This window comes from Pseudomonas oryzihabitans (assembly GCF_032027545.1).
Taxonomy (GTDB): Bacteria; Pseudomonadota; Gammaproteobacteria; order Pseudomonadales; family Pseudomonadaceae; genus Chryseomonas; species Chryseomonas oryzihabitans_F.
The window spans coordinates 1-217 of the sequence record NZ_JAVSJB010000144.1 but is presented as its reverse complement, the minus strand read 5'-3'; the positions used below and the strand labels follow the sequence as shown (position 1 = coordinate 217).

The window sequence follows — 217 nt, the reverse complement described above, 5'->3', positions numbered from 1 at the left end:
AGGACACCATCTACTACGCGCACGAGGGTCGTGCCAACAAGCAGGATGTCGTGCAACTGGTGGGGCTGAATGCGGAGGATGTTCTCATCAGCCGCAACAGCAACGATCTGATAATCCAGGTGAAGGGCACCACCGACAGCCTACGCGTGGTGTACCACTTCTCTGGTGACGCCACCGCGGGTTATCAGATCGATCGCATCCTGTTTGCCGATGGCAG

At 57.6% G+C, this 217-nt stretch carries 1 protein-coding gene; it reads left to right on the top strand.

What is annotated here, in order from left to right; genetic code table 11:
• Positions 1–217, top strand: a 217-nt coding sequence (locus RND78_RS28675; protein ID WP_312733525.1) for a calcium-binding protein, incomplete at both ends; no start/stop codon positions are given.